Origin of the sequence: Microbacterium sp. (assembly GCF_035687345.1) — a bacterium.
In the GTDB taxonomy this organism is placed as follows: Bacteria; Actinomycetota; Actinomycetes; order Actinomycetales; family Microbacteriaceae; genus Microbacterium.
In genome coordinates this window covers 1-22,369 of the sequence record NZ_DASRXZ010000016.1, presented here as the reverse complement: position 1 = coordinate 22,369, position 22,369 = coordinate 1, and the positions used below count along the sequence as shown (strand labels likewise).

Here is a 22,369-nt window from a genome sequence, read left to right as displayed (position 1 = left end):
ATGCGAGGCGCCCGCGCCCATCCCGCCGACAGAGGAGACTGACGTGTCCACGGTTGACAGCTTCGGTGCCAAGAGCACCCTGACGGTCGGCAGCACCGACTACGAGATCTTCCGCGTCGACAAGGTCGCCGGCTACGAGAAGCTTCCGTTCAGCCTCAAGGTGCTGCTCGAGAACCTGCTTCGCACCGAGGACGGCGCGAACGTGACGAAGGAGCAGATCCAAGCCCTCGGCTCGTGGAACCCTGCGGCCGAGCCCGACACCGAGATCCAGTTCACGCCGGCACGCGTGGTGATGCAGGACTTCACCGGCGTGCCGTGCATCGTCGACCTTGCGACGATGCGCGAGGCCGTCACTGAGCTGGGCGGCGACCCCAACAAGATCAACCCGCTGTCGCCGGCGGAGCTCGTCATCGACCACTCCGTCATCGCCGATCTGTTCGGGCGTGAGGACGCGCTCGAGCGCAACGTCGAGATCGAGTACGAGCGCAACGGCGAGCGCTATCAGTTCCTGCGCTGGGGCCAGACCGCGTTCGACGACTTCAAGGTCGTGCCCCCGGGCACGGGCATCGTGCACCAGGTGAACATCGAGCACCTCGCCAAGGTGGTCTACGACCGCGAGGTGAACGGCGTGCTGCGCGCCTACCCCGACACGTGCGTCGGCACGGACTCGCACACGACGATGGTCAACGGCCTCGGCGTGCTCGGGTGGGGTGTCGGCGGCATCGAGGCCGAGGCGGCCATGCTCGGCCAGCCCGTGTCGATGCTCATCCCGCGCGTCGTCGGCTTCAAGCTCACGGGCGAGATCCCCGCGGGCGTCACGGCGACCGACGTCGTGCTCACGATCACCGACATGCTCCGCAAGCACGGGGTGGTGGGCAAGTTCGTCGAGTTCTACGGCGAGGGCGTGGCATCCGTCCCGCTCGCCAACCGCGCCACCATCGGCAACATGAGCCCCGAGTTCGGCTCGACCGCGGCGATCTTCCCGATCGACGACGTGACGCTCGACTACCTGCGCCTCACGGGTCGCTCCGACGAGACGGTCTCGCTCGTCGAGGCGTACGCCAAGGAGCAGTCGCTGTGGCACGACCCGGCCAACGAGCCGAACTTCAGCGAGTACATGGAACTCGACCTGTCGACGGTCGTCCCGTCGATCGCCGGTCCGAAGCGCCCGCAGGACCGCATCCTGCTGTCGGAGGCGAAGGAGAAGTTCGAGGAGGACATCCTCGCCTACGCCGATCCGTGCACGTCGGAGGACATCGTCGACCTCGAGTCGAAGCACTCGTTCCCCGCATCCGACCCGGGCGCCGTCCCCGGTGAGGAAGACCCCGTCACGCGCCCCGTCCACATCAACAGCGGCGGCCCGAAGTCCGTCACGAAGCCGATCACGATCGAGCCGAAGGACGGTCAGCCCTACATCATCGACCACGGCGCCGTGACCCTCGCGGCGATCACGTCGTGCACCAACACGTCGAACCCGTCGGTGATGGTCGCCGCCGGTCTTCTGGCGCGCAAGGCGCGCGAGAGGGGCCTCAAGCAGAAGCCGTGGGTGAAGACGACGCTTGCGCCCGGCTCGAAGGTCGTCACCGACTACTACGAGAAGTCGGGCCTCGACAAGGACCTCGAGGCGCTCGGCTTCTACACGGTCGGCTACGGCTGCACGATCTGCATCGGCAACTCGGGTCCGCTCATCGACGAAGTGTCGTCGGCGGTGAACGAGCACGACCTCGCCGTGACCGCCGTCCTCTCCGGCAACCGCAACTTCGAGGGCCGCATCAGCCCCGACGTGAAGATGAACTACCTCGCGTCGCCGCCGCTCGTCGTGGCGTACGCGCTGGCCGGATCGATGCACTTCGACTTCGAGACCGACCCGCTGGGCAAGGACGAGGACGGCAACGACGTCTTCCTGAAGGACATCTGGCCGGCGCCCGAAGAGGTGCAGGAGGTCGTCGACTCGTCGATCTCGCGTGAGCAGTTCATCACGCAGTACAAGACGGTCTTCGAGGGCGACGAGCGCTGGAAGAACCTCCCCACGCCGACCGGTCCCGTGTTCGAGTGGGACGAGGACTCCACGTACGTCCGCAAGGCTCCGTACTTCGACGGCATGACGATGGAGCTGGAGCCGGTCACCGACATCACCGGCGCGCGCGTCATGGCGACGCTGGGCGACTCCGTCACGACCGACCACATCAGCCCGGCCGGCTCGATCAAGGCCGGCACCCCCGCCGCGCAGTACCTCACCGAGCACGGCGTCGCCCAGAAGGACTTCAACTCGTACGGGTCGCGTCGCGGCAACCACGAGGTGATGATCCGCGGCACGTTCGCGAACATCCGCCTGAAGAACGAGATCGTCGCGGCGGTCAACGACGGCCAGATCGTCGAGGGCGGCTACACGCGCGACTTCACGCAGCCGGGCGGTCCGCAGTCGTTCATCTACGACGCGTGCATGAACTACCAGGCGCAGAACATCCCGCTGGTCGTGTTCGGCGGCAAGGAGTACGGCTCCGGCTCGTCGCGCGACTGGGCGGCGAAGGGCACGCGCCTGCTGGGCGTGAAGGCGGTCATCGCCGAGAGCTTCGAGCGCATCCACCGTTCGAACCTCATCGGCATGGGCGTCGTGCCGCTGCAGTTCCCGGCCGGCGAGAGCTGGAAGTCTCTCGGCCTCGACGGCACCGAGATCATCTCGATCGAGGGCCTCGAACAGCTCAACGAGGGCGTCACGCCGAAGACCGTCAAGGTCACGGCCGAGCCGAGCGAGTTCTCGCCCGAGGGCAAGCAGACCGTCACGTTCGACGCCGTCGTGCGCATCGACACGCCCGGTGAGGCCGACTACTACCGCAACGGCGGAATCCTGCAGTACGTGCTCCGCTCGCTCGTCTGAGCGAGACGGTCGCACTGGCCGCGGTGAGGCCCCGGAGCCCTACGGTTCCGGGGCCTCACGCATGCCGAGCAGGTCGAGCACACTCGTGAGGTGCTCCTCGCCGTAGCCGCCGTACTCGGCGAGCTCGGCATCCGTCGTGTCGTCGAGCCATGCGGCCCACGTCTGCGAGCGGTTCACCGCGTGCGTGAGCATCGCGTCGGCGAGCAGGCGGTCGCGTTCGACGTCGACGTCCCACACGTCGAAGTACGCGTCGATCACCGCGTCGATGTCGAGGACGCCTCCGTCGCCGGGCCACCCGGCCTGGCGACGCATCCAGCCCAAGGGGACGGCGAGCACCTCGAGCGCGTTCCCCCATGACGAGTCGCCGAGGTCGAACGCGTGCACGCCGGCAGACGAGCGGTAGGCGTTGAACGGATGCAGGTCCCCGTGCACCCACGTCGACGGGACGGCGCTCGCCTCGAGCCTGTCCGCCGCTGCGGCGAGCTGCGGGCGGGCCGCCTCGAGCAGCTCGTCATCGCCCGGCTCGAGCCGGCCCGGATGGCCCGCGCGGCAGCCCCGCCTGCGGGCGCGCAGCGCGTCGAAGAGCTCCACGACCCGCGCGGGGGAGCGGTCGGGCAGTCCCGTCGCGAGCAGCTCCCCGCGGCATCCGGCAAGCCTTCTCTGCGCGCGCGCCGCACCTACGACCAGTTCCCGCCACTCGTCGGCATCGGGGTGCTCGGTGTCGCCCATGGAGGGTCCGTGCTCGAGCGTGATCATCCATCCGCGACCCGCATCGACGGCGAGCGGGGCCTGGACGGCGTCGGGGGCGAGCTCGGCGAGCACCCGTTGAAGTGCCGCCTCGAAGGCGAAGTCGGGTGCGCCCGCCTTGAGCCACACGCGCCCCGCGTCGGTCTCGATCGCGAACACGGTCGACCACGGGCGCACGTGCACCTGAGCGGGGTCTCCGAGCGGCTCGATGCCCTGTGCCCGCAGGCTCGACCTCGCCCAATCGGCGATCCCGCGCAACCAGCGCGGCTCGGTCACGCGGACGGAGAAGGGAGCTTCCACCCGGCGAGGGTACGGGCTCCTCGGACCGGTCGTACAGCCCCCGCGGACTAAACTGGACCCGCCATCCGATCACCGGATGCGCCCGAGGCCGACTGCGAAGGGAGACGGATGCCGCTTCTTCCGTCGATCAAGGGTCCGCGCGACCTCGATGCGCTGAGCGTCCGCGAGCTCGAGCAGCTCGCCGCCGAGATCCGCGCTTTCCTCATCGAGAACGTCGCCCGCACGGGCGGCCATCTCGGCCCGAACCTCGGGATCGTCGAGCTGACGCTCGCGATCCACCGCGTGTTCGACTCGCCGAACGACCCGATCGTCTTCGACACCGGTCATCAGTCGTATGTCCATAAACTCGTCACGGGCCGGCAGGACTTCTCGAAGCTGCGCACCCGTGGCGGCCTCGCGGGCTACCCGCAGCGCTCCGAGAGCCCGCACGACGTCGTCGAGTCGTCGCACGCGTCGAGCTCGCTCAGCTGGGCCGACGGCATCTCGCGCGCGCTCACGCGCACCGGCCGTCGCGACCGGCACGTCGTGGCCGTCGTCGGCGACGGCGCGCTCACGGGCGGCATGACGTGGGAGGCGCTCAACAACATCTCCGACGACAACGACCGCAATCTCGTGATCGTCGTCAACGACAACGGTCGCTCGTACGCGCCGACGATCGGCGGAATGGCGCGCTACCTCAACCGCGTGCGCACCGCCGAGGCGTACCGCAACCTTCACCGCGGGTCCGACAACCTCTTCCGCAAGCTGGGCCCCGCCGCCCGAGCCGTCTACCGCGGCGTGCGCGGCGGCACGCACGGCTTCCTCTCGAGGTTCACGAACAACGCGGCGCTCTACTCGAACCTCGACATCAAGTACCTCGGTCCCGTCGACGGGCACGACCTGGCGTCGCTCATCGAGACGCTCGAGCTCGCGAAGCAGTACGGCGCACCGGTCATCGTGCATGCGATCACCGAGAAGGGCCGCGGCTACCAGCCGGCACTCGACGACGAGGCCGATCAGTTCCACGCCGTCGGCAAGATCGATCCGGTCACCGGCAAGACGGTCGGCAACAAGGCCTCGACGGATGACTGGACCGACGTCTTCGCCGCCGAGCTCGTGCGCGTCGGCGAGGCGAACGACGACGTGATCGCGATCACGGCCGCGATGCTGCGGCCGACGGGGCTCCTCCCGTTCGCGCAGCGCTTCCCCGACCGTGTGTACGACGTCGGCATCGCCGAGCAGCACGCGGTGGCCGCGGCTGCCGGACTCGCGTACGGCGGCCTTCATCCGGTCGTAGCGATCTACGCGACCTTCATGAACCGCGCGTTCGACCAGGTGCTCATGGACGTCGCGCTGCACCGCGCGGGCGTCACCTTCGTGCTCGACCGCGCGGGCGTCACCGGCCCCGACGGTCCGAGCCACCACGGGATCTGGGATCTCGCGATGCTTCAGCTCGTGCCCCACATCCGCATCGCCGTGCCGCGGGACGGCGAGCGTCTGCGCGAAGAGCTTCAGGAGGCGGTGGCGGTGACGGATGCCCCCACCGTCGTGCGCTATCCGAAAGGCGCGGTCGCTCCCGAGCTTCCCGCGCTCGATCGCCTCTCCGACGGTGTCGACGTGCTCGTGCGCTCCGACGCCCAGGACGTGCTCCTCGTGGGCATCGGCCCGATGGCGCACATCGCTGTCGAGGTCGCCGACCGCCTGCGCGCGCAGGGCATCGGAGCGACCGTCGTCGACCCGCGCTGGGTCATCCCCGTGCAGCCGTCGATCGTCGAGCTCGCCGCGGCGCACCGACTCGTGATCACGATCGAGGACGGCATCCGGGTGGGCGGCATCGGCACGCGCGTTCGCCAGGTGCTCCGCGAGGCGGGCATCGACACGGCCGTCGACGAGCTGGGCGTCCCCGACGAGTTCATCGATCACGCGAGCCGCGAGCAGATCCTCGCCGACGCGGGGCTGACGCCGTCGAAGATCGCGCACGACGTCGTGGCGCAGGTGCTCGGCACGCGCGTTCCCGTCGCGCGCGGCGCGGCCGCGAACGAGCTGCCGACGCTCAAGGCGTTCGTCCGCGCCGACGAAGAGCGTCGCTGAGGCTCCGCGGCCGAGCACGCCGGAAGCACGCCCCCGGCCGTGGAAGCATGGACGGGTGAGCACCGCCAATCTGACCCGGGACGAGACCGCCGCGCGGTCCGCCTCCGTGACCGTCCGAACCTCCCGCGTCGAGCTTGACCTGACGACCGCTCCCGATCCCGATGAGACCGGGTTCGCGACTGTCAGCACGCTCGAGATCGAGACGGTTGCCGGCGGCGGCGTCGACACGTGGGTCGACTTCATCGGCGAGAGCGTCGATGAAGTCGAGGTCGACGGCGTCTCACGGCCCGTCGAGTGGGACGGCGCCCGCATCCGGCTCACCGGCCTGGGTGGCCGTCAGACGGTGCGGATCGCGGCCCGCGGGGCGTACAGCCGCTCCGGGGAGGGGCTGCACCGCTTCGTCGATCCCGTCGACGACCAGACCTACCTGTACACGCACTACGAGCCCGCCGACGCCCGCCGCGTGATGGCGTGCTTCGAGCAGCCCGACATGAAGGCACGGTACACGTTCGTGGTGACCGCGCCGGCGGACTGGCTCGTGCTCTCGAATCAGGCCGCAGCATCGATCGACGCCGTGGGCGACGCACAGCGCGTGGAGTTCGCCGAGACGCTTCCCATCTCGAGCTACATCACCGCCGTCGCAGCCGGGCCGTACCACCGCGTCGAGGGGGAGTGGCGTCGAGGCGAGCAGACGATCGCGCTGGGGGTGCACTGCCGGGCCTCACTCGCCGAGCACCTTGACGCCGACGAGATCCTCGAGGTCACCGGCCAGGGCCTCGATTTCTTCACGGATGCATTCGCGTACCCGTACCCGTGGGGCAAGTACGACCAGATCTTCGTGCCCGAGTACAACATCGGCGCGATGGAGAACCCCGGGCTGGTCACCTTCACCGAGTCGTACATCTTCCGCGGTGCGTCGACTGTCGCGCAGCACGAGGCGCGCGCCAACACGATCCTCCACGAGATGGCCCACATGTGGTTCGGCGACCTCGTCACGATGCGCTGGTGGGACGACCTGTGGCTCAAGGAGTCCTTCGCCGATTACATGGGCGCGCATGCCACCGCCGCGGTCACGCGCTTCCCGGACGCGTGGGTGACGTTCGCGACGAGACGGAAGGCGTGGGCGTATCAGCAGGATCAGCTGCCCACGACGCATCCGGTCGTCGCCGACATCCACGACCTCGAGGCGGCGAAGCTGAACTTCGACGGCATCACGTACGCCAAGGGCGCGTCGGTGCTCAAGCAGCTCGTGGCGTTCGTCGGCGAGGAGGCGTTCTTCGAGGGCGCCCGGCGCTACTTCGCAGCGCACGCCTTCGGGAACACGACGCTGGACGATCTGCTGCGCCACCTCGAGGAGGCCTCCGGGCGCGATGTGCACGCGTGGTCGCGCGCGTGGCTCGAGACGACGGGTGTCTCGACCATTCGGGTGGAGCGCGACGCCGACGGCGGCGTCTTGGTGCAGACGGACCCGCGCCCACATCGGCTGCGCGTCGGGCTGTACGCGCTGCGCGACGGCCGACTGGAGCGCACGGATGCCGCCGACGCGGACGTCCGTGACGAGCGCACGCCGCTCGGCGCGCTCGGCCCCGCAGACCTCGTCCTCCCCAACGATGGCGATCTCACATACGCGAAGGTGCGGCTCGACGATGCGTCGCTGGGCACGGTCGAGCGCGCGCTCTCGACGCTGGACGATGCCCTCGCCCGCGGCCTGGTGTGGTCGGCGCTGTGGAACGCGACGCGCGACGGCGATCTGCCGGCCGCGCGATACCTCGACATCGTGCGACTCCATGCGGGAGCCGAGACCCACTCCGCCCTCCGTGCCGATGTGCTCGCCAACGCGGCCTTCGCGATCGCACACTACGTCACGGATGACGCCCGGCCGCGCGAGTGGGCCGCGTGGCTCGAGACCGCGTGGCACAGCATGCGGTCGGCCGAGGCCGGCGGCGATGCGCAGCTCGCGTGGGCGCGTGCGGTGGGTGTCGCCGCTTCGCACGATGACACTCGCGCACAGGAGCTGCGGGACATGCTCGCCGGTACTCTCGCGGCCCCCGACGGTCTGCGACTCGATCCGGAGCTGCGCTGGATGTGGCTTGCGGCGCTCTCGGCGACCGGTCATGCCACCGCGGAGGATGCGGACGAGGAGCTCCGGCGCGACCCGACCGCGAAGGGCCGCACCGCTCACCGCACGGTGCTGGCGGCGCGACCCGACCCCGAGGTGCGCGCCGCCGCGTGGCACGCGGCGTGGGACGACACGACGCTCACGAACGATCACCTCAGCGCGACGATCTCCGGCGTGCGCGCGGGCGGGCGGCGCGATCTCATCGCGGCGTTCGACGAGGAGTACTTCGCCCGCATCCGGGTCGTGTGGGAAGAGCGGAGCATCGAGATCGCCGCGCGCCTCGTGCGCGGGCTGTTCCCCGAGCGCGACTCGCTCGATCTCGTGGATGACTGGCTCGCCGCGAACGAGGATGCGCCCGCCGCGCTGCGGCGAATCGTCGTGGAGCAGCGGGACCATCTCGCGCGCGACCTTCGGGTCCGCGCCGCCCAGCCGCGTTGACCGCGGACCGACCTGCGGACCGGGCGGGAGAAGGGAGAAGGGCGGCCCCCGTGGGGACCGCCCTTCTCCTGTCTGTGCTGGAACAGGTCAGGCGCCGACGCCCTTGATGGGCGGGTGGTGGAAGGTGTCGCCGAAGACGCGCTCGGATGCGCCCTCGCGATCGAGATACGGCGACGCGCCGCCGTCGATGAACGGCCAGCCGGCGCCGAGGATCAAGCACAGGTCGATGTCTTCGACCTCGGGGACGACGCCCTCGTCGAGCATGATCTTGATCTCCTGCGCGAGGCCGTCCTGCACGCGGCGCAGGATCTCGTCCTCGGTCGCCGGAGTCGAGCCGACCGCGCCCTTGAGCGTCTTCTCGGCGGCCTTCGTCCAGCCGGTGACCTTGCCGCTCTTGTCCTTCTCGACGACCTCCGGCAGCTCCGCGAGCGCGTGGAAGTTCTCGTTCGCGTAGAAGCGGTCGGGGAACGCGCGCACCATCGTGTCCTGCACGTGGGCGGCGACCTTCCAGCCGACGAGGTCGATGAGCTGGAACGGCGTCATCGGGAGGCCGAGCGGCTGGAACGCCTTCTCGACCGTCAGCAGGGGAGTGCCCTGGTAGACGGCGCGGGCGGCCTCGCCCATGACCTTCGCGAGAAGCCGGTTCACGACGAAGCCCGGCGCGTCGGCGGTCAGGACCGCGTTCTTGCCGAGGTGCTTCGCGACGACGAACGCGGTCGAGAGCGCGGCATCCGCCGTCTGCGGCGTCTTCACGATCTCGATGAGCGGCATGACCGCGACCGGGTTGAAGAAGTGGAACCCGACGAGCCGCTCGGGGTGCGCGAGCTTCGAGCCGATCTCCTCGACGGAGAGCGACGAGGTGTTCGTCGCGAGGATCGCGTCCTCGGCGATGATCTGCTCCATCTCGGCGAACACCTGCTGCTTGACGCCGACCTCTTCGAAGACGGCCTCGATGACGAAGTCGCAGTCCGCGTAGAGGCTCTTGTCGGTCGTGCCCGTCACGAGCGCACGCAGCTTGTTGGCGGTGTCGCCGTCGAGACGGCCCTTCGCCTCGAGCTTGCCGATCTCCTCGTGGATGTAGGCCACGCCCTTGTCGACGCGCTCCTGGTCGAGGTCGGTGATGAGCACCGGCACCTGCAGCTTGCGCACGAACAGCAGCGCGAACTGGCTCGCCATGAGGCCGGCGCCGATGATGCCGACCTTCGTGACCTTCTTCGCGAGCTCCTTGGCGGGCGCGCCGACCGGGCGCTTCGCGCGCTTCTGCACGAGGTCGAACGCGTACATCGACGCGGCGAACTGGTCGCCGGCGACGAGCTCCGCGAGAGCCTCGTCCTCACGCTCGAAGCCTTCGGCCTTCGTGCCGCTGCGTGCCTTGTCGAGCAGGTCGAGCGCGACGTACGGCGAGCGGGGGACCGTGCCGATCCTCGACTCGAGCATGCCGCGCGCGACCTTGATCGCGACCGGCCATTTCATGGTGCGCTCGAGCTTGCCCGGCTTGTTCTTGCGTTCGACCTTGATGGCGCCCGACAGCACGCCGTCGGCCCAGCGCAGCGAGTCCTCGAGGTAGTTCGCCGCCGGGAAGATCGCGTCGACGATGCCGAGGTCGAACGCCTGCTGCGGCTTGAGCGTGCGGTTCTGCTTGAGCGGGTTCGAGATCACGACCTCGAGCGCGTTCTCGATGCCGATGAGGTTCGGCAGCAGGTAGGCGCCACCCCATCCGGGGATGAGGCCCAGGAACACCTCGGGGAGCGCGAGCGCGGCGGCCGACGCGTCGACCGTGCGGTACGTCGAGTTCAGGGCGATCTCGAGACCGCCGCCGAGCGCGAGCCCGTTCACGAAAGCGAACGACGGCACGCCGAGCTCGTCGAGCTTGCCGAACACGTGGTGGCCGAGCTGCGCGATGAGGCGGGCGTTGTCCTTCGAGCCCACGCGCGAGATGTCGGACAGGTCGGCACCCGCGGCGAGGATGTACTGCTTGCCGGTGACGCCGACCGCCTGGATCTCGCCGGCGGCCGCGCGCGCCTTGAGCGCGTCGAGCGTGGCGCCGAGCTCCTTGAGCGTCGCGGGGCCGAGCGTGTTCGGACGGGTGTGGTCGCGACCGTTGTCGAGCGTGATGAGCGCGAGGACCTTGCCGGAGGGCAGGCGGATGTCGCGCACGCGTGAGTGCGTGACGACCTCGCCCTCCGCGAGCGCGTCGAGCGGAGAGAAGTCGACCTTTTCGTAGTCAGTCATCGATCGTTTCCCGGTCCTCAGTGCTTCTTCTTGCCGTCGTAGTGCGGGTTCTCCCAGATCACGGACCCGCCCTGCCCGAGGCCGACGCACATCGCGGTCAGGCCGTAGCGCACGTCGGGACGCTCGGCGAACTGCGCCGCGAGCTGGATCATGAGGCGAACGCCGGATGCCGCGAGCGGGTGACCGAGGGCGATCGCGCCGCCCCACTGGTTGACCCGCGGGTCGTCGTCGGCGATGCCGAAGTGATCGAGCAGCGAGATGACCTGGATCGCGAAAGCCTCGTTGAGCTCGAACAGGCCGATGTCATCGATCGTGAGACCGGCCTTCTTGAGCGCCTTCTCGGTCGACGGGATCGGACCGATGCCCATGATCTCGGGCTGCACACCCGCGAAGGCGAACGAGACGAGCTTCATCTTGGGCCGGAGGCCGAACTCCTTGACGGCGGCTCCGCCGGCGAGCAGCGACATCGTCGCGCCGTCGGTGAGCGGCGACGAGGTGCCGGCTGTGACGCGGCCGTGGGGACGGAACGGCGTCTTGAGGCCGGCGAGGTCCTCCATCGTCGTGTTGGGGCGGCGACCCTCGTCTTCGGTCGCGAGGCCCCACGCACCGTCGGCGTCCTTGATCGCGACGGGCACGAGATCCGGCTGGATCTTGCCCGCGTCGTATGCCGCCTGCGCCTTGTGCTGGCTCAGCATGCCGAAGCGGTCGGAGCGCTCCTTGGTGAGGTGCGGGAAGCGGTCGAAGATGCGCTCCGCCGTGACGCCCATGTTGAGCGCACCCGGGTCGACCATGCGCTCGGCGACGAACCGCGGGTTCGGGTCGGCGTTCGAGCCGATGGGGTGGTGCCCCATGTGCTCGACGCCGCCCGCCAGGGCGAGGTCGTACATGCCGACGCCGATCGACGCGGCCATCGTGGTGACGCTCGTCATCGCGCCCGCGCACATGCGGTCGATCGCGAAGCCGGGCACCGTCTGCGGGAGCCCCGCGAGGATCGCCACCGAGCGCCCGAGCGTGAGTCCCTGGTCGCCGGTCTGCGACGTCGCCGCGATCGCGACGTCGTCGATGCGGTCCTTCGGAACGTCGGTGTTGCGCTCGAGAAGTCCGATCGTCGCCTTCACGGCGAGGTCGTCGGCGCGCGTGTTCCAGTACATGCCCTTTTCGCCGGCGCGCCCGAACGGGGTGCGCATTCCATCGACGAAGAAGACGTCCGAGGTCTCGGCCACTCTGCCTCCAAGTATTGGGATCGCGTCCAGCCTATTGTGGGACTGGGTATCACGAAATCGGTTGATGCAACCTACGAAGCGGCATCCGAAGTCGTCGCCGTCGTTTGCGCGGAAGCCACAAACGCGTCGGCGATCACCTGTGCCGTCTGTTCAATCTGCCACGTCCGGGCGCCCAGTTCAGCCAGTGCTCGGGAGATCGACTGCGCAGTCACAGGTTCGGGCGGCGCCCACGCGACGCGGCGCAGCAGATCGGGCGTGAGCAGGTTCTCCACCGGCATCGACAGCGCCGTGGCGACCTCCTCGACGGCGGGACGCGCCGCCTTCAGACGCGCGTCGGCCGCGGGGTTGCGATCGGCCCACGCGCGCGGGGGAGGAAGCGAGTCCCCGCGTGGCGCGCGCTCGAGCGGAAGGTCCTTCTCGGCGCGCCCGCGCTCGATGGCCGCCCACCATCGGTCGAGCTGCGTGCGGCTCGCGCGGCCGGTGAACTCCTTGAGGCCCGCGAGCTCCTGCTTGCTCTTCGGGTCGGCGAGCACCGCGGCGACGAGCGCCCGGTCGGGCACGAGGCGGCCCGGGGCGACGTCCTCGGCCTGCGCGAACTCCTCGCGCGCCATCCACAGCGAGCGGGCCACGGCGAGCGCCTTGCGGCCGCGTACGGCGTGGAGGCCGCTCAGACGGCGCCACGGCTCCTCGCGTGCGGGCTTCGGCTCGCGCTCGAGCACGGCGCGGAACTCCTCCTCGGCGAAACGCGTCTTGCCCTGCTCGGCGAGCTCGGCGGCGAGCGCGTCGCGCACGTCGACGAGGTGCTCCACATCGAGCGCCGCGTACTCGAGCCACGCCTGGGGGAGCGGTCGGGCGGACCAGTCCGAGGCGGAATGCGCCTTCGCGAGGGAGATGCCGAGCGTGTCCTCGACGACGGCGGCGAGTCCCACGCGCGCATGTCCGAGCAGGCGGGCCGCGAGTTCGGTGTCGAAGATCGACGCGGGCTCGAGCCCGAGCTCGCGCAGCGACGGGAGATCCTGGCTCGCGGCGTGCAGCACCCACTCGGCGTCGCCGATCGCCTCCTGCAGCGGGTCGAAGTCCCCGATCGCGGGTGGATCGAAGAGGAAGATGCCTGCGTCGCGCCGGAACACCTGCACGAGGTACGCGCGCTGCGAATAGCGGAAACCGGACGCGCGCTCGACGTCGACGGCGACGGGGCCCGTGCCCGCGGCGAGGGAGCGCGCGGCGGCGACCAGGCCCGCGGCATCCGCGAGCACGTCGTATTCAGCCACGCGTCGTCCTTCGTATCCCGATCACCGCGATGTCCTCCGAGCCCGGCGGAAGACCCGCGAGCATGCACACCAGCTCCGCCCAGGCCTCGACGTGGGGCCCCAACGGCCCCGCCGGCGACCACGAGGCCCGCAACTCGATCTGCGAGCCGTCGCCTTCGCTGCTGAGCGAGCCGAACCCCTTCGAGATCGTCTTCGTCGCGGTGCCCGACGCGGAGTGGTAGCCGGCGCGATGCGCGTCGAGCGCGTCGGCCAGCCATGACCACGCTACATCCGCCAGGAGCGGGTCCGCCCCGATGTCGGGCTCGAGGGGGGCCTGCGCGAAGCACACGATGCGCCACGGACCGTTCCACGGCGGCGGCTCTTCGGGGTCGTGCAGGAGCACGAAACGGCCCGTGCCGTAGACGGAGTCGCCGGTGTCGGCGTCGGGGCGCACGTCCCCGGCGAGCGCGATGGCGTCGGGGGCGAGTCCCGTGGGCGCGGGGATCTCACGGACCACCAGATCAGCCCGGAATCTCGTCGCCCGGACCTCGGCGGCCGCGCGCGCGAACGACGACGGTTCGGGAGGGCGGAGCTCGGCCACGCGGACAGACTAGAGTGATGGGTCGATGACCAGCCCCAGGCGCGCCGCGAGCAGCGGCGCCTCTCCCGCACTCGTCGCCGGCGTGAGGGCCGCGCTCACGGTCATGAGCGCGGCGCTCGCCGGCGTCCTCGCTGTGCTCGCCGTGCTGTCGACGCGGGTCGCCCGCCGCGTCGTGACGCCGGCGGACCGCGTCGCGGACACGCGCATCCTCGCGCTCGACACGGCCGCGCAGACCATCACCCTCGAGCGCACCGACGACACGGTGCTTCCGGGGCGGTACGGTCTGTTCACGAGCGGCACCGAGAACTACCTCAAGCTCGGGTCGGTCCTCGCGCAGGATGCGGTGAGCGTCAAGCGCAAGCTCCTCACGCACGTCGGCCCGCAGGCGCGCATCTCGCGCGACGCCGCGTTCAGCGGCTGGTATTTCGACCGGCCCGAGGACCTGCAGCTCCCGTTCTCGTCCGAGCTCATCGGCTCGCCGCTCGGCCCGTGCCCCGCGTGGCTGTTCCCCGCCGGCGACGGCGACGTGTGGGTGATCGCGGTGCACGGGCGCGGCACCACGCGGGCCGAGTGCCTCCGCGCCGTGCCTCTGTTCCACGGGCTCGGCATCACGAGTCTGCTCGTGTCGTACCGCAACGACGGCGAGGCGCCGCGCAGTCGCGCGGGCACCTACACGCTCGGCGCGACCGAGTGGCGCGACGTGGACGCGGCAGTCGGGTTCGCGCGCCGTCGCGGCGCACGCAGGATCATCCTCATGGGGTGGTCGATGGGCGGCGCCATCGTCCTGCAGCTCGCGCTCAACTCTGCCCACCGGAACGTGGTCGCGGGGATTGTGCTCGAATCGCCCGTGATCGACTGGCGCATCGTGCTGGATTACCAGGCGCGGATGCTGAAGCTGCCGGCCCCCGTGAAGGACCTCGCCCTCGGGGCGCTCGGATCGGAGTGGGGCTCGACGATCACGCGGGCGGGCGGACGCATTCCGTTCGAACAGCTCGACGTCGTCGCGCGCGCCGACGAGCTGCAGCATCCGATCCTCATCCTGCACAGCGACGACGACGGGTTCGTGCCGTCCGACGCGTCCCACGACCTCGTGGTCGCGCGCCCCGACCTCGTGGAGATGCAGGTGTTCGAGGTCGCCCGGCACACGAAGCTGTGGAACTACGACCAGGAGCGGTGGACGGCGAGCATCCGTGACTGGCTCGACCGCCAGGGGCTCATCCCTGCGAGCGCAGACGCAGATAGCTGAAGCCGGCCTCGTCGACGAGCAAGCCCGCGACGCGCGCGTCGACGCGCGCCCGCACAGGGAGGAACGCGCCGTCGACGGGGTCGATCGTCGGTGCGACGGTGACGCAGTACTCGTCGATGACGCCGGCGTCGGCGAACTGACCCGCGAGCGACGGGCCGCCTTCGCACACGATGCGGGGGAGTCCCTCGGCCGCGAGTGCCGCGACGATCGCGCGCGGGTCGAGACGCTCGTCGGCGGGGATCGCGAGCACACGCACGTCGGCGAGGCCTGCGCGCTCGGCGATGCCGTCGGCGCCGGCCTCGGGCACGACGAGCAGCACGCGCGCGGCCACCTCGGCGTCGAGCTCGAGGCGGTGCCCGTCGAGGCGTCCGGACGCGGTCACGACGGCGAGGTGCGCCGACTTGGGAACGACGTAGCCTTCGGTGCGGACGCTCTGCGCGCCGACGACCACGACGTCTGCGTCGCGACGGATCGCGCCGAGCACGGCGCGGTCGACGCGGCTCGTGAGCGTGTCGCTCGTTCCGTCGGCGCCGGATGCCGCGCCCGTGAGGCTCGTGATCATGTTGAGCCGCACGTAGGCGGAGTCGTCGCGACGGTAGCGGGCACCCAGCCATTCGCGGCCGGCGTCGGTCGCGGCATCCGCGGTCTCGAGGGTGCGCGGGACGACCTCGGTGACCAGCATCAGGAGCTGTGGCGCTTGGCGCGGATCTGCCGCTTCGCGCGCGCGAGCATGCCCGTCATGCCCGACAGGCGCAGGGGCGACACGGCCCGGCGCAGGCCGATCGAGTCGGGGTAGTCGTCGGGCACCGCGAGGGCCTCGTCGACCGTCAGACCAGAGAGCCCCTGCACGAGGATGCTCGCGAAGCCGCGCGTCGTCGGCGCCTCGCGCGGCGCCGTCGCGAACATCGCCACGCGGTCGTCGTCGTCGACCTCGATCGCGATGAACACGGGCGACTGGCACTCGAGCACCTGCTCGAGGAGCTCCTGATGGCCCTCGTAGCGCGCGGGGATGGCCGGGAGCTCGTTCGAGAACTCGAGCAGCAGCTGAAGGCGCTCCGGCTCGGGCAGCTCGAGGAACTCGTCGCGGATCTCCGCGAGGCTCGCGGGCAGAGTGGTCTCGGTCATCCGCTCAATCATCCCACGGGCACCTGGGCGCCGGCCGCGCTCAGGAGCGGCCGGGCACCTCGCCGGGCGCGTCACCCGTCACGATGGGCACCCGCACGGCGGAGCCCCACTCGGTCCATGAGCCGTCGTAGTTTCGGACGTTCTCGAAGCCCAGGAGGTGCTTCAGCACGAACCACGTGTGGCTCGAGCGCTCGCCGATGCGGCAGTACGCGATGATCGGCTCTCCGTCGGACAGGCCCGCCTCCTCGCGGTAGATCGCGTCGAGCTCGGCGCGCGGCTTGAAGCCGCCGTCCTCGGCGACCGCGCGCGCCCACGGGACGCTCTTCGCGGTGGGGATGTGGCCCGCGCGCAGCGCGCCCTCCTCGGGGTAGGCGGGTGCCGACGTGCGCGAGCCGTTGTACTCCTCGGGCGAGCGCACGTCGATGAGCGGGTTGCCGAGGTGGGCGAGCACGTCGTCCTTGTACGCGCGCAGGACGCTGTCGTCGCGCTCGACGACGGGGTACTCGGTGCGCTCGCGCACGGTGGGCTCGGTCGTGATCGGGCGGCCTTCGGCGATCCACTTGTCGCGACCGCCGTCGAGCAGGCGCACGTCCTCGTGGCCGAACAGCGAGAACACCCACAGCGCGTACGCCGCCCACCAGTTGTTCTTGTCGCCGTAGATGACGACGGTGTCGTCGCGGCTGATGCCCTTGCTGCTGAGCAGTTCGGCGAAGCCCTTGCCGTCGACGTAGTCGCGCACGACGGGGTCGTTCAGCTCGGTGTGCCAGTCGACCTTGACCGCTCCCGGGATGTGACCTGTCTCGTACAGCAGCACGTCCTCATCGGACTCGACCACGACGAGGCCGGGCTGCCCGAGGCGTGCTTCGAGCCACTCGCCGGTCACCAGCCGGCCGGGCTCCGCGTACTCGGCGAACTTGGGCGAAGACGTGTCGAACTCAACAGTCACCGGATGCTCCTCGGGTCTTGGCGTGCGGGAACGGCGTAGGGTATTTCCATCCCTCGCCGCGCTGCCTACGACGATAGGGTCCCGCGCGGGGGAGCGCATTCTTTCCGTAATCCTGTTACCGCATGGCTTCCGCCTGCGGTCGAATGACGAGACGAGCACATGACAACGACCGCGGCACGTTCCGGCATCGTGCGCCTCGCAGAGCGGGCGCCCCAGCTGTCGGGCGCCGAGATGGTCGCCCAGCTCGTGCCCCCGCCGCAGTTCGACGAGGCGACGTTCGAGTCGTACCAGGCCGACCCCGCGTACCCGTCGCAGCAGGAGGCGAAGGACGCCCTCACCGCGTTCGCCGGCGGGGGAGCGGCCCCCGCGAAGGGCGGCTTCTTCAAGCGCGCGAAGAAGGGCCCCGAGCTCAAGCCCGGCGTCTACCTCGACGGCGGCTTCGGCGTCGGCAAGACCCACCTGCTCGCGGCGACCTACCACGCGATGCCCGTGCGCCGGAAGTACTTCGGCTCGTTCATCGAATACACGGCTCTCGTCGGCGCTCTCGGCTACAAGAACACGGTCGACCTCTTCCGCGGCGCCGACCTGCTGTGCATCGACGAGTTCGAGCTCGACGACCCGGGCGACACGATGGTCATGACGCGCCTGCTCGGCGAGCTCGTCGCGGGCGGCACGCGCCTCGCCGCGACGAGCAACACCCCGCCGAACGCGCTCGGCGAAGGGCGCTTCGCCGCGCAGGACTTCCTGCGCGAGATCCACGCGATGGCCTCGAGCTTCCAGACGATCCGCATTGACGGCACCGACTACCGGCACCGCGCGGTCGACGGGCACGCGGTCGCGCTCGACGCCGAGGCATACGAGGCCGAGATCACGGATGCCGCGACCCGCGGCCTCGTGTCGGACGACGCGTTCTCCGACCTCATCTCCCACCTCGCGCGCGTGCACCCGTCGCGCTACATCCGCCTCATCGAGGGGCTGTCGCTCGTCGGCATCCGCGATGTCTCGGAGTTCGACGATCAGTCGGCCGCGCTCCGCTTCGTCGCGTTCATCGACCGTGTCTACGACGCGCAGATCCCCATCCGCGCCACGGGCATCACGCTCGACGGCGTCTTCCCCGCCGAGATGCTGGCGGGCGGCTACCGCAAGAAGTATCTGCGGGCCATCTCGCGCCTCGTCGCGTCGACCCTCGCGTGACCCGTACGCGCTCCGCTGAGCGAACTCGCGGCGCGTTCCCGCCGGTCTGAAACGTGATGTTTACGTCAGACGGGGTCGCGTAACGCGGGCGAAACAAGACACGCACGCCTCTGGAAACCCTGCATCGCGAGACTGGGGCTCGCCCGGAGCCAAGCAACCCGAAACCGCGTGACCTCCGGGGTCCCTCGAGTAACACGACATGGATGAGGATTCTCATGGACAGCGGTAACCTCGCCTGGTCCGTCGCAGCGACGGCCCTGGTGCTCTTCATGACGCCGGGAGTGGCGTTCTTCTACGGCGGCCTCGTCAAGGCGAAGAGCGTCGTCAGCATGATGATGATGAGCTTCGGCTCGCTCGCGCTCGTCGGCGTGCTGTGGGTCCTCTACGGGTTCAACATGAGCGCCGTCGAGAGCCCGTGGGCGTTCGCCGGCAACCCGTTCTCGGACTTCGGCCTCGCCAACGCCGACAGCGACACGCTCGTGGGCGCCACGTTCGGCGCCACGTTCGCGATCATCACCGTCGCCCTGATCTCGGGCGCGATCGCCGACCGGGCCAAGTTCGGCGCATGGATGATCTTCGCCGGCGTCTGGGCCACGCTCGTGTACTTCCCGGTCGCGGCCTGGGTCTGGGGCGGCGGCTGGGTCATGAGCCTCGGTGAGACCTTCGGATTCTCGACGAGCGTCATCGACTACGCCGGTGGTACGGCCGTGCACATCAACGCCGGCGCCGCGGCTCTCGCGCTCGCGCTCGTGCTGGGCAAGCGCATCGGCTTCCAGAAGGGCATCCAGAAGCCCCACAACGTCCCGCTCGTGCTGCTGGGCGCCTCGATCCTGTGGTTCGGCTGGTTCGGCTTCAACGCCGGTGCGGAGGGCACGTTCAACCTGCTCGGCACCGCGGACTCGAGCGTCGGCCTCATCGTCGTCAACACGCTCGGCGCCACCGCCGCCGCGATCATCGGCTGGCTGATCGTCGAGAAGCTCAAGGACGGCAAGGCCACGTCGGTCGGCGCCGCCTCGGGCGCGGTCTCCGGTCTTGTCGCGATCACGCCTGCGTGCGCCAACCTGACCCCGGGCTGGGCGCTGCTCCTCGGCGTGCTCGCCGGTGCCGTCTGCGCCCTCGCGGTCGAGCTCAAGTGGAAGCTCGGCTACGACGACTCGCTCGACGTGGTCGGCATCCACCTCGTCGGAGGCCTCATCGGCACGATCTATCTCGGCTTCTTCGCGACCGAGACCGGCCTCTTCCTCGGTGGCGGCTGGGAGCAGCTGGTGCTGCAGGTGGTCGCCGCGCTCGGCGTGCTGATCTACTCCTTCGTCGCGGCGTGGGTCATCGGCTTCGCCATCGAGAAGACGCTCGGCTTCCGCGTCAAGAACGAGGACGAGATCGCCGGTGTCGACACGGTCGTGCACGGCGAAGAGGGCTACCTCCTGGCAGACCGGGCCTGATTCCGCAGTAGCCCGGATCCCCCCACCGGGCTCGCACCACAGGGCAGGGGCGTCGCGGCAGCAGCCGCGGCGCCCCTCCACCGTGTCTGCGGCGTTGTCGGGTCTGCGCGCACTGCGGCGCTAGGGTTTCGACGTGACCAAACGCAAGGGCCTTCTCGCAACGCTGGGCGGGCTGCTCCGACCGTCCAAGCGCACCTCCACGATCATCGGCGAAGAGGATCAGCCGGGGCGTACAGGGCTCTCGGCGACAGTCGAGCTCGACCCGTCCGCCGCCGGGGCGCTGCAGCTGCACTATGCACCCGAGCCGGACGGCGATCCCGACGGGGGCGAGGTCGTGTGGACGTGGGTTCCCTACGTCGAGCGCGATGGCCGGGGCAAGGATCGTCCCGTGCTCGTGATCGGCCGGCAGGACGCTGATCGCGTCTACGCGATCAAGCTCACGAGCCAGTCCCACGACGGCGACCGCGACTTCCTCCACGTCGGATCCGGCCCATGGGACTCGAAGGGCCGTCCGTCGTGGGCGGACATCGACCAGCTCTACAGCGTCCACGTCGACGGCATGCGCCGCGAGGCATCCGCCCTCGATTCCGAGCGCTTCGCACGGGTCGCGGACGCCCTGCACCGCCGCTACGGCTGGAAGATGGCGGGCTGATGCGCGCGTGGCCGAATCGAGTCGGATGCGCGGTGCTCGCGGCGATCGCGTCGCTGTGGGCGCTCTTCCTGCTGCCGCAGCAGACGGTGGTGTGGTCGGGTTCGGCGGCGCCCGAGTGGGCCATCGCCCTCACCCGCACGCCGTTCTACACGGGCATCCGCACGGCACTCGCAGAAGCGGGTCTGCTGGATCTCTACCTCATGTTCGGCGCCGCGGCTGGTGTGTCTTATGTGCTGCTGTGGCTCGCGATGGGGCCGACCCTCGCGCGCGTCGGCTGGAGTGGGCGGGTGTACGGAGCCCTGCTGCTCGTGCTCGCGGTCGTGATCGTCCTCAGCTACCTGAACCACGGGCAAGGTGCGCCGCTGCGGTTCCTGTGGGGCTGGGAGGGGCCGTTGCTGATCGTCCTGGGCATCTGGGGGATCGTCGTCGCTTTCGCGCCCGGGGCGAAGCGACTGCCGCTGTGGGAGGCGATCATCCTCGGGCTCACGCTGCCGATCATCGCCCTCGCGACCTTCGTCAGCTCGTACTATCCGCACGGCCCCGCGGTCGCGCTCGGCCTCGTCGCGATCGCGTTCGCGCTGTGGGCGCCGCGCTCCGATGACGAAGAACGGGCGGAGGAGCACGTCGAGGCGACGGTTCACGCCGGCTGATCGCATGACTGCGCGCGTGACGGATGCCGGCAGACGCGTGTGGAACGTCAACATCCACGACGACGCCCGGCTGGCGGCGGCCGTCCCGGCCGGTGCGCGCGTGGCGCTCGACGTGGGCTGCGGGGACGGGTTCCTTGCTGCCCGGCTCGCGAAGTCCCTCCCGACGGTCGTCGCGGTGGATCGGGACGAGGGCGTGCTGGAGCGTGCCCGGGCGCGATTCCCCGACGCGCGCGTCGAGTGGCGCCTCGCGGACGTCTTCGAGCTCGCGCCCGCGGAGGCGAGATTCGACGCGGTGGTGTCGAACGCGACGCTGCACCATCTGTCGGACACGCGGCGGGCGCTCGAACACCTCGGATCGCTCGTCGAGCCGGGGGGAGTCCTCGGGGTGGTGACGTTCGTGCGCCCGCGTGTGCGTGACCTGCCGTGGGTGGCGGTCGCGTGGGTGGCGCGGGGAATCGCGATCAGGATGCGCGGCAAGTGGGAGCACACGGCTCCGACGCAGTGGCCGCCCAAGGACACGCTCGGAGACCTGCGGCGCATCGCGAAAGAGGTGCTGCCGGGAAGCACGGTGAAGCGGCTGCTGTACGGCCGCGTCATGCTGCAGTGGAGGAGGGGTTGGTGAAGCGCCCCCGCTGACGAGGGAGCCCCTCACGATGCATCCGAGACCTCGACAGCGTTGCATGAAGTTCGTAATGTGAATCATAAGTTCGTATTACGCAACCGAAAGGCTCGCTGATGAGATCCCACCGCCTGATCCGGAACGCGCTCGCTCTTGTGGCGGTTTCCACGATGACGCTGACCCTCCTGGGCGCGTCCGCCGTAGAGGCTCAGGGCCGTGACAAAGGCCGTGGCGGGCCACCGGCACCGATCTCGGTGTCGGGCAGCTATTGGATCGAGCTCGCTCCCGTGCTCGTGGCCGCAGACAAGTTCTACCCGGGCGGCCTGGAGGTGGGGGAGGGCGGCATCACGCGGATCACTTCGGGCGAGGTCGACCTCGCGACGAACGCCGAGACGCAGTTGCTGCGCGAGTCCCTCGTGAACCCCGACCTGCGGATCATCATGACCGTCACCGAGGGCTTCTTCCGGCTCGTGGCGAGGAAGTCCGCCGGCATCGAGACGCTGGAGGACCTCGAGGGCAAGACGATCATGCTGCCGCGCAACACGTCCGCGAACTTCTTCCTCCTCGCGATGCTCGAGACTGTCGGACTCACTGAGGATGACGTCACCATCGTGGGCCTTCCTCCCGAAGTGGACGG

At 69.9% G+C, this 22,369-nt stretch carries 18 protein-coding genes; 10 read left to right on the top strand and 8 right to left on the bottom strand.

Annotation, left to right across the window (positions count from 1 at the left end; genetic code table 11):
* The first annotated feature begins 43 nt into the window (after positions 1-43).
* Positions 44-2,878, top strand: a complete 2,835-nt coding sequence (locus VFF97_RS01355; RefSeq protein WP_325031699.1) for an aconitate hydratase — start codon at positions 44-46, stop codon at positions 2,876-2,878.
* A 39-nt stretch (positions 2,879-2,917) separates the two neighbouring features.
* Here VFF97_RS01355 and VFF97_RS01350 read toward each other — a convergent pair whose 3' ends face one another.
* Complete coding sequence (locus VFF97_RS01350; protein ID WP_325031698.1) at positions 2,918-3,925, bottom strand: phosphotransferase; 1,008 nt, start codon at positions 3,923-3,925, stop codon at positions 2,918-2,920.
* Positions 3,926-4,033: 108 nt separating this feature from the next.
* Here VFF97_RS01350 and dxs point away from each other — a divergent pair, with 108 nt between their 5' ends.
* A complete protein-coding gene (gene dxs, locus VFF97_RS01345; protein WP_325031697.1) occupies positions 4,034-5,995 on the top strand; it encodes a 1-deoxy-D-xylulose-5-phosphate synthase in 1,962 nt (653 codons plus the stop codon).
* Between the two features lie 55 nt (positions 5,996-6,050).
* Entirely contained in the window at positions 6,051-8,552 is a 2,502-nt protein-coding gene (gene pepN / locus VFF97_RS01340; protein ID WP_325031696.1) for an aminopeptidase N, read from the top strand.
* Positions 8,553-8,639: 87 nt separating this feature from the next.
* Here the strand turns inward: pepN and VFF97_RS01335 are convergent, their stop codons facing one another.
* From VFF97_RS01335 to VFF97_RS01320, 4 genes are all read right to left on the bottom strand, one after another.
* Positions 8,640-10,784 carry a 3-hydroxyacyl-CoA dehydrogenase NAD-binding domain-containing protein gene (locus VFF97_RS01335; RefSeq protein WP_325031695.1) on the bottom strand — a complete coding sequence of 715 codons (2,145 nt, stop codon included), beginning with the start codon at positions 10,782-10,784 and terminating at the stop codon, positions 8,640-8,642.
* Positions 10,785-10,801: 17 nt separating this feature from the next.
* Positions 10,802-12,007: a thiolase family protein gene (locus tag VFF97_RS01330; RefSeq protein WP_325031694.1), complete on the bottom strand. Its 1,206-nt coding sequence runs from the start codon at positions 12,005-12,007 to the stop codon at positions 10,802-10,804.
* A gap of 71 nt (positions 12,008-12,078) precedes the next feature.
* Entirely contained in the window at positions 12,079-13,278 is a 1,200-nt protein-coding gene (locus tag VFF97_RS01325; protein ID WP_325031693.1) for a ribonuclease D, read from the bottom strand.
* A complete protein-coding gene (locus VFF97_RS01320) occupies positions 13,271-13,858 on the bottom strand; it encodes a DUF3000 domain-containing protein (protein WP_325031692.1) in 588 nt (195 codons plus the stop codon). Before VFF97_RS01320 ends, VFF97_RS01325 begins: the two co-directional genes overlap by 8 nt.
* Positions 13,859-13,883: 25 nt before the next feature.
* Between VFF97_RS01320 and VFF97_RS01315 the strand changes: the two genes are divergently transcribed.
* Positions 13,884-15,104, top strand: coding sequence for an alpha/beta hydrolase family protein (locus tag VFF97_RS01315; RefSeq protein WP_325031691.1), 1,221 nt, complete (start codon positions 13,884-13,886; stop codon positions 15,102-15,104).
* Here VFF97_RS01315 and VFF97_RS01310 read toward each other — a convergent pair.
* From VFF97_RS01310 to VFF97_RS01300, 3 genes are read right to left on the bottom strand one after another with little or no spacing between them, the layout of a single operon-like run.
* Complete coding sequence (locus tag VFF97_RS01310; protein WP_325031690.1) at positions 15,073-15,786, bottom strand: dihydrofolate reductase family protein; 714 nt, start codon at positions 15,784-15,786, stop codon at positions 15,073-15,075. The genes VFF97_RS01315 and VFF97_RS01310 overlap by 32 nt on opposite strands.
* Complete coding sequence (locus VFF97_RS01305; RefSeq protein WP_325031689.1) at positions 15,786-16,229, bottom strand: SufE family protein; 444 nt, start codon at positions 16,227-16,229, stop codon at positions 15,786-15,788. Before VFF97_RS01305 ends, VFF97_RS01310 begins: the two co-directional genes overlap by 1 nt.
* 40 nt (positions 16,230-16,269) lie before the next feature.
* The gene (locus VFF97_RS01300; protein WP_325031688.1) at positions 16,270-17,175 is read right to left on the bottom strand and encodes a sulfurtransferase; all 906 of its coding nucleotides are present in this window, start codon (positions 17,173-17,175) and stop codon (positions 16,270-16,272) included.
* A 159-nt stretch (positions 17,176-17,334) separates the two neighbouring features.
* Between VFF97_RS01300 and zapE the strand changes: the two genes are divergently transcribed.
* The 6 genes from zapE to VFF97_RS01270 form a co-directional block, all read left to right on the top strand.
* Positions 17,335-18,369, top strand: a complete 1,035-nt coding sequence (gene zapE / locus VFF97_RS01295) for a cell division protein ZapE (RefSeq protein ID WP_325031687.1) — start codon at positions 17,335-17,337, stop codon at positions 18,367-18,369.
* A gap of 215 nt (positions 18,370-18,584) precedes the next feature.
* Positions 18,585-19,811, top strand: a complete 1,227-nt coding sequence (locus VFF97_RS01290; protein ID WP_325031686.1) for an ammonium transporter — start codon at positions 18,585-18,587, stop codon at positions 19,809-19,811.
* 133 nt (positions 19,812-19,944) lie between these two features.
* Complete coding sequence (locus tag VFF97_RS01285) at positions 19,945-20,463, top strand: type II toxin-antitoxin system PemK/MazF family toxin (RefSeq protein WP_325031685.1); 519 nt, start codon at positions 19,945-19,947, stop codon at positions 20,461-20,463.
* The gene (locus tag VFF97_RS01280; protein ID WP_325031684.1) at positions 20,463-21,113 is read left to right on the top strand and encodes a hypothetical protein; all 651 of its coding nucleotides are present in this window, start codon (positions 20,463-20,465) and stop codon (positions 21,111-21,113) included. Before VFF97_RS01285 ends, VFF97_RS01280 begins: the two co-directional genes overlap by 1 nt.
* A 4-nt stretch (positions 21,114-21,117) precedes the next feature.
* Positions 21,118-21,735 carry a class I SAM-dependent methyltransferase gene (locus tag VFF97_RS01275; RefSeq protein ID WP_325031683.1) on the top strand — a complete coding sequence of 206 codons (618 nt, stop codon included), beginning with the start codon at positions 21,118-21,120 and terminating at the stop codon, positions 21,733-21,735.
* Between the two features lie 167 nt (positions 21,736-21,902).
* Positions 21,903-22,369 (top strand): ABC transporter substrate-binding protein (locus VFF97_RS01270; RefSeq protein ID WP_325031682.1); only part of this gene is annotated, 467 nt, incomplete at its 3' end.

Bases quoted from the DNA above. Each gene is read 5' to 3' on its own strand.
- dxs (WP_325031697.1), top strand. From the start codon at position 4,034: ATGCCGCTTCTTCCGTCGATCAAGGGTCCGCGCGACCTCGATGCGCTG.
- VFF97_RS01335 (WP_325031695.1), bottom strand. From the start codon at position 10,784: ATGACTGACTACGAAAAGGTCGACTTCTCTCCGCTCGACGCGCTCGCG.
- VFF97_RS01315 (WP_325031691.1), top strand. From the start codon at position 13,884: ATGACCAGCCCCAGGCGCGCCGCGAGCAGCGGCGCCTCTCCCGCACTC.
- VFF97_RS01310 (WP_325031690.1), bottom strand. From the start codon at position 15,786: ATGCTGGTCACCGAGGTCGTCCCGCGCACCCTCGAGACCGCGGATGCC.
- VFF97_RS01305 (WP_325031689.1), bottom strand. From the start codon at position 16,229: ATGACCGAGACCACTCTGCCCGCGAGCCTCGCGGAGATCCGCGACGAG.
- zapE (WP_325031687.1), top strand. From the start codon at position 17,335: ATGACAACGACCGCGGCACGTTCCGGCATCGTGCGCCTCGCAGAGCGG.
- VFF97_RS01290 (WP_325031686.1), top strand. From the start codon at position 18,585: ATGGACAGCGGTAACCTCGCCTGGTCCGTCGCAGCGACGGCCCTGGTG.
- VFF97_RS01280 (WP_325031684.1), top strand. From the start codon at position 20,463: ATGCGCGCGTGGCCGAATCGAGTCGGATGCGCGGTGCTCGCGGCGATC.
- VFF97_RS01275 (WP_325031683.1), top strand. From the start codon at position 21,118: ATGACTGCGCGCGTGACGGATGCCGGCAGACGCGTGTGGAACGTCAAC.